The organism is Microcoleus sp. S28C3, assembly GCF_036700785.1.
GTDB classification, from domain to species: Bacteria; Cyanobacteriota; Cyanobacteriia; order Cyanobacteriales; family Microcoleaceae; genus Microcoleus; species Microcoleus asticus.
Window position 1 is genome coordinate 1 of sequence record NZ_JAUBPO010000195.1, and the last position, 5,964, is coordinate 5,964.

Below are 5,964 nucleotides of genomic sequence, written 5' to 3' on the forward strand. Positions count from 1 at the left end.
ATACGTCAATATACTTACACACAGAAAATCATTTAGGATTGCTCTAGATATAGAAAATCATTTAGGATTGCTATAGAGTATAATATCAAAGGTCAATATCAGGAGAATGTGATGAGCGGACACGATGCTTTAATGTTAGGATTGCTGCTGTTGCCAGGTTTGGCTTTGTCGATCGCAATTATGGGCGCTTTTGCCGCTGGTGGATAATCAGTTTTGGGAGCAGGCAGATTTTGTAAAAAGTAGTTTTTTCCTCGTTTTCCTCCTTCCCTGGCTCTGGCTGGGAACGCATTTCACTATTGCTCTGCCTCCTGTTTTTTTGCAAGCGAGGCAGAGCCTTTGGATCTCGATTCCCAGCCAGCGCCAGGGAACCAGTTAATTTCCCTTCTTCCTTCTTCCTTCTTCCTTCTTCCTTCTTCCTTCTTCCTTCTTCCTTCTTCCTTCACTTACAAAAATTGTGCTGTAACATCCGAATTTACCAAAGTATTCGCGCACAAAATACCTGAGGCTGCGACGGCGGGTACGCCAATTCCCGGCATGGTGCTGTCTCCCACCCGATACAAGCCTTTGATTGGTGTTTGCGACCCGGGAAATGTGCCTTTTCCGGCGGCGATTGCAGGCCCGTAAGTTCCTTGATATCGGCGCAAAAATCGGGCGTGGGTTAGCGGTGTGCCGATCGACTCTAAGACTATTCGCGATCGCAGATCCGGTATAATTTTTTCTAAAGCTTGAAACAGAGATTGCGATCGCTCTTGCTTTTTCTGCTGATACAATTCGCCGTACTCCCAACCTTCGTAAGGTTCCAATGTATAAGCGTGAACGGCGTGATGTGCGGGCGGCGCCAGAGTTGCATCCCAGACTGTAGGAATCGAAATCATGCAAGTATTTCCGGGTACTGTAATGTCAATCTTGCTGTCGTGAACGACGACGTGGTGGCCGGTCAAACCTTCGAGTCCTGCGGCTTTAATTCCTAAATGCAGGTGCATGAAACTGTCTACTGCTGGCATCGACAAAGCGTTTTTTCGGTAGCTTTCCGGCAAATCTTCAGGTCGCAGTAATTTTGTATAAGTATCCCAGACGGTGGCATTTGAAATAACAATGGGGGCGCGGATAATTTCGCCATTTTGCAAGCGAACGCCGGTGGTTTTACCGGATTCAACTAATATTTGCTCGACGGGAGTTCCCAGGCGCAACTTTCCTCCCCAGCGCTGCAAGCCTCTGACTAAAGCATCGACGATCGCACCGCTGCCACCTACAGGATATTCGATCGCACAGCGCGATCGTTCGCCAATCATAAAAGCTATTTCCGGCGCGACAGTTCCGTGCGCTTTCAAACCCGACAGCAAAAAGCACTCCAAATCAATCAAACGCCGCACCCAAGGGTCACGCACGTCCCGATCCATCAAGGAACCAGCAGAACCTGCGATCGCACCTACTAGCGGTAACAGCTTCAGCAAAGCAGGCGAGTACCGAGACAGCAAAACAGGTATCAACTGCCAATCGGATCTCAGCGCTAAAGCCGGAATTCCACGCAAAGCCTCATACAAAACTAATAAATTTTGTTGAAATTGCTGCAATTCTACAGCACCTTGCGGTGCGAACTTAGCTACAGCATCTAAGTAACTTCTCGCATCAGCATAAACCGGCAAACTTCCCTCTGGAAAATGGTAATGCCCCAGCGGATCGTAGGAAATTGCTGCGATCGATTCCTCTAAAACATCAAAAACTTGCCGCAAAGGATTAAACGAATGCGGGTCAGTCAAACCGCAATAAAAAGAAGGCCCAGAATCAAAGTGAAATCCCCGGCGAGAAAAGCTGTGAGCTGCCCCGCCCGCTATGGTGTGGCTCTCGCATACGATAACCCGCTTGCCGTAGCGAGCTAGCATCGAGCCGGCGACTAAGCCGCCAATACCGCTGCCAATTACGATCGCATCAAAGTCTTGCATTTATCAAATGTGGTATAATTGTATTATTTCTTGCTGACTGTTGACAGGGTATTTTTTGGAGAGGAAAACTATGAAACCTTTATCTATTTTAGATGAAGTTGTTCGCGAATTAGAACAAGATGTCCATCTCTCGCGCATTAAAAAAATAATATTTTTTGCTTGTAAAGAGTTTTGGGAAAACGATACGGCCAAACTAGCCAGCGCAGATGTAAGGAGTTTAATCGAAGAAATATGCGCCAAATATAGCAGGTTAGAAGATATTGAAGCTGTTTTAAATAATATAGTTTCTAAGGTTAATAAAAAAGACGAGTATGCTTTAGTATCAGACCTCATAATCTGTCAGCTTAGCAGGCTGTATGAATTTGAAGATTTCACCAAATTAGAAACAAACATATCTAGTTTTGGGGGTCAAGAAGCTCCCGCATTTGAAGAGCACTTTAGTTTGGAAGTATCAAGCAGCGAAGAAAGGGCAAGAAACCCCGGAAATTTATTTGATGTCAGACAAAAGATTTTGCAGCAAACAAATCCGCTGAGGGCTAAAATCCTAATTTTTTCTAGTCTTTATCACCAGTTTACTTTTAGCGATCGCGACTGGCTGCTGCTGAAAACTCAAGAACTTGACAATCTGCTGCGACAACTGTTTAATGTCTGCGGTAGCCTAGCCGAACTCGAATCTCAGTTGTACACAACTGCTAGCAATCTCGACAACAGAGATGAAAACGACCAAGCTGCGAGCGTAATCATCAAAGCGATGAATCCTTGTTACGCAACAATGCAACAGGAAGAACCTCATGAAGCCGAATCTTCGGCTAGCGAAGGTTACGATCAGACACGTTTAAACAACAGTGTTTATGAAGAGAGCGAGCTGGTGGACAGGCGCACCGATTATTTTGATCCAGGCGAGATTACTCACATCCTTCAAGCTGCTCCAGCTCACTATCATTATGACCCCCAAAAGAGTTACTTAGTGCCTGGCACGGCAGAAAATGTACAGTTTAAAGAGCCCGAAACCAGCAATAATTATCCTACCCATTTCAGACAGGAAATGGTAGAAACATTCCCAGTTGCAGAAATGCCGACTATTATCGAAATTTTAGAACCGGCGGCTCCTGTTATTATAAATATTAGCGATTCCATCAAACGCAAGTTGGAATTGGAAGAAGAAATGACAGAGTTAGTCAGTCAAAGTGCTAACTCCGCAACAGCGCAAATAGAAAATATATTCACCCAGTTAGAAGCTGCTTTGAACGGAAAATTTTCTACGGGAAGTGCAGAAGACCGTTTGTACTGGAAATATAAGAATCTCAGAGAGTATGTAGGAAAAGTTCAGAAGTTTACCGATAAGATGCTGGAAATTTTGATCGAATTGGAGTCAAAAGAAAGCGGGAAATATCCTTCTGAAATTCCAGAAAAAAGGGCGGACACTCTTTCCGAAATACCGCCGGAAATCTCTAGCCATAAAGCAAATCAGTATCAGCTTCTGGAAATGGCGAAACAAGGTAAACCAAAGGCGATCGCCCAATTGATCGATCAATTGCTACAGCCTAAGGGAATTACGGCTACAGCGGGCTTTAAAGACGGTTGGCTCCACGTCATTCTGGATTCTGCCGAAGTACCAAACCAACAGGCTACAGCTACCTACCTTCACAAAAAACTGTGTACTTTAAAGTCAAAATATCTTACTCATGTAAAAATTCACGGGCGACAGTTAGGCAGCAAAACAGTCTCTTGGACTCAAGAATTTGTGAATCAAACTCATTAAATGCCCCGACTCAAGTCTGAGGCTACACAAACTAAGTCGGCCTGCGCAAACTGAAATTAAAGAAATTTCATCAAATTTATCAGACTCAAGTCTGGGGCTACAAAAACTAAGTCCGCCTGCGCGAACTGAAATTTAAGCAGTCTAGAAATAGCAGATTGTACCTAATTCACAACAAAAACCAATATGAATGCCAGCGAAATTTTAAGACGATATACATCAGGAGAACTAGATTTTCAAGGTATGAATCTCAGAGGGGTATACCTGAGCGGTGCCGATTTAATAGGCGTCAATTTAAGTAGTGCTGACCTTTGGGGTGCAAACTTAGCGATGTCGTACCTGAGCAGAATTAACCTTCAGCGCGCCAATTTAACTAATGCAAAGTTGTCCGGTGCTAACTTAAATCAGGCTAACTTGAGCGGAGCAAATTTGTCCGATGCCGACTTCCACGGAGCAAGTTTGCAAGGTGCAGACTTTCGCAAAGCCAACATCTCTTTGGCAGTTTTTATCGATGCAAATTTGAGCGATGTAGATATGCGAGGTGTGAATTTGCAAGGTGCAGATTTGCGCGGTGCGTGCTTGCGGGGTGCAAATTTGCGGAAGGAACTGCGGATTTTTGAGGGTGCAAATTTGCGGGGTGCAAATTTGCAAGGTGCAGATTTGCGGGGCGTCAATTTGCAAGGTGCAGATTTGACTAAAGCTAATCTCAGTCACGCGAATTTGACTGAAGCATTTCTGGGAGAAGCAAATCTGACTCAGGCGAATTTGAGCGAAGCTATTTTAGAGGGCATATTTTTGACTGAAGCAACTTTGGTAGAAACAAATTTTTCTTGGGCTGTAATGACAAATGCTAAGTTGGAAAGAGCTGTGTTACTTGATGCTGAATTGGCAGGCGCTAACTTGCGGGGTGCATTTCTTACTGATGTTAAGTTGAGCAATGCTAATTTAATTATGGCGGACTTGAGTCGAGCTAATTTGGTGCGGGCTGATTTGAGTCGAGCTAATTTTAATCAGGCAAATTTGAGTGAAGCTGATATGACAGATGCTTACCTGGCTAAAACTGATTTGCGGGATGCAATTTTGCACCGCACAACTTTGATTAGGGCAGATTTGAGCACTGCTAATTTAGCAGGTGTTCAGTGGCGCGGTACAATTATGCCGAATGGAGAAATGCACGGGTAGTAAGATCGTTTCCGGTTGCATCGGAATGATACCGAGGACACGGCAGTGCCGTGTCCCTACTATTAATCCGGGTAGGCAAACGGCACTGCCGTGTCCTCTAAATCATGTCTCTGGTGCAACCGGAATTGATATAAGTCCTGAAGGATTTACCTTACCGCCTACTCTATGTGCCACTCCCAGAAATCCTAAAACCCACATTCCGCACTTCAAAATGTAATATGTAATTATTACACCTGTTTGGTAGTTTGGCAAACACCAAAACAGAAAAAACTAAATATTTATACGCAAACAAAACAAATAAAACGTCAAATAACTCAGAATTTTCGTATTACTTGCTCAGAATTTTCGTATGACTGGCCATACTACAAATTGACGTGCGGAATGTGGGTTCCAAGATTAGCGCCAATTATCGATATTTATGGACTATAATAGAATTAAGAAAAGTTTCAGTGCAACAATGAAAACGGAGGTAATTAGCATGACAACTGTACAAGACGTTGCAGCTTATATTCTCGCCAAAAAAGGCGAACTCCCCGCGATGAAACTTCAGAAACTTTTGTACTACGCTCAGGCATGGTCATTAGTCTGGGATGATGCCCCCCTGTTTCCTGAAAGCGTAGAAGCATGGGCAAACGGGCCTGTTATTCCAGACCTCTACCAGCACCACAAAGGGCAATTTATCGTCTCAGCGATCGCAGGTAATCCCGAAAATCTCACCCCGATCCAAAAAGAAACTATTGATAAAGTCCTGGAATTCTACGGCGATCGGACTTCCCAGTGGCTGAGTGACTTGACCCATCAAGAAGAACCCTGGATCGGTGCCAGAAAAGGACTCGCAGCCACACAGCGCGGAAATCAGGAAATTACACTCGCTGCAATGGCAGAATACTACAGCAGCCTGTAATCCTGTCCCTCATGTCCAAGCAGAAAAAACAGCCAAAAGTCAAAGCCCAGCCAGCTCCTCAAAAACAACCAAAAATCGCCGAAAATCCTCAAGATTACTACAATAGACCTCTTGCGAAAGTGCGATCGTTCTAGGTAAAATAAAAGAAAAAATGAGCTTAATAATATGAATTACGA

Annotated in this window: 5 protein-coding genes; 3 read left to right on the plus strand and 2 right to left on the minus strand. The window is 44.2% G+C overall.

Features of this window, described 5'->3' with window-relative positions; genetic code table 11:
* Positions 1-293: 293 nt before the first annotated feature.
* Together QUA13_RS31045 and QUA13_RS31050 are read right to left on the minus strand one after the other, a co-directional pair.
* Positions 294-443, minus strand: coding sequence for a hypothetical protein (locus QUA13_RS31045; protein WP_333204761.1), 150 nt, complete (start codon positions 441-443; stop codon positions 294-296).
* Positions 444-1,943, minus strand: a complete 1,500-nt coding sequence (locus tag QUA13_RS31050) for an NAD(P)/FAD-dependent oxidoreductase (RefSeq protein ID WP_333204762.1) — start codon at positions 1,941-1,943, stop codon at positions 444-446.
* A 70-nt stretch (positions 1,944-2,013) separates the two neighbouring features.
* Between QUA13_RS31050 and QUA13_RS31055 the strand changes: the two genes are divergently transcribed.
* The 3 genes from QUA13_RS31055 to QUA13_RS31065 all read left to right on the plus strand — a co-directional run bounded on the left by QUA13_RS31055 (position 2,014) and on the right by QUA13_RS31065 (position 5,788).
* Positions 2,014-3,705, plus strand: coding sequence for a hypothetical protein (locus tag QUA13_RS31055; RefSeq protein WP_333204764.1), 1,692 nt, complete (start codon positions 2,014-2,016; stop codon positions 3,703-3,705).
* A 183-nt stretch (positions 3,706-3,888) separates the two neighbouring features.
* Positions 3,889-4,884, plus strand: a complete 996-nt coding sequence (locus tag QUA13_RS31060; protein ID WP_333204766.1) for a pentapeptide repeat-containing protein — start codon at positions 3,889-3,891, stop codon at positions 4,882-4,884.
* A gap of 478 nt (positions 4,885-5,362) precedes the next feature.
* Positions 5,363-5,788 (plus strand): type II toxin-antitoxin system antitoxin SocA domain-containing protein, encoded by a 426-nt coding sequence (locus QUA13_RS31065; RefSeq protein ID WP_333204768.1) that lies wholly within the window; start codon positions 5,363-5,365, stop codon positions 5,786-5,788.
* The last annotated feature ends 176 nt before the right edge of the window (positions 5,789-5,964 follow it).

Coding starts and splice junctions, on each gene's coding strand:
- QUA13_RS31065 (WP_333204768.1), top strand. CDS start 5,363: ATGACAACTGTACAAGACGTTGCAGCTTATATTCTCGCCAAAAAAGGC.
- QUA13_RS31060 (WP_333204766.1), top strand. CDS start 3,889: ATGAATGCCAGCGAAATTTTAAGACGATATACATCAGGAGAACTAGAT.
- QUA13_RS31055 (WP_333204764.1), top strand. CDS start 2,014: ATGAAACCTTTATCTATTTTAGATGAAGTTGTTCGCGAATTAGAACAA.
- QUA13_RS31050 (WP_333204762.1), bottom strand. CDS start 1,943: ATGCAAGACTTTGATGCGATCGTAATTGGCAGCGGTATTGGCGGCTTA.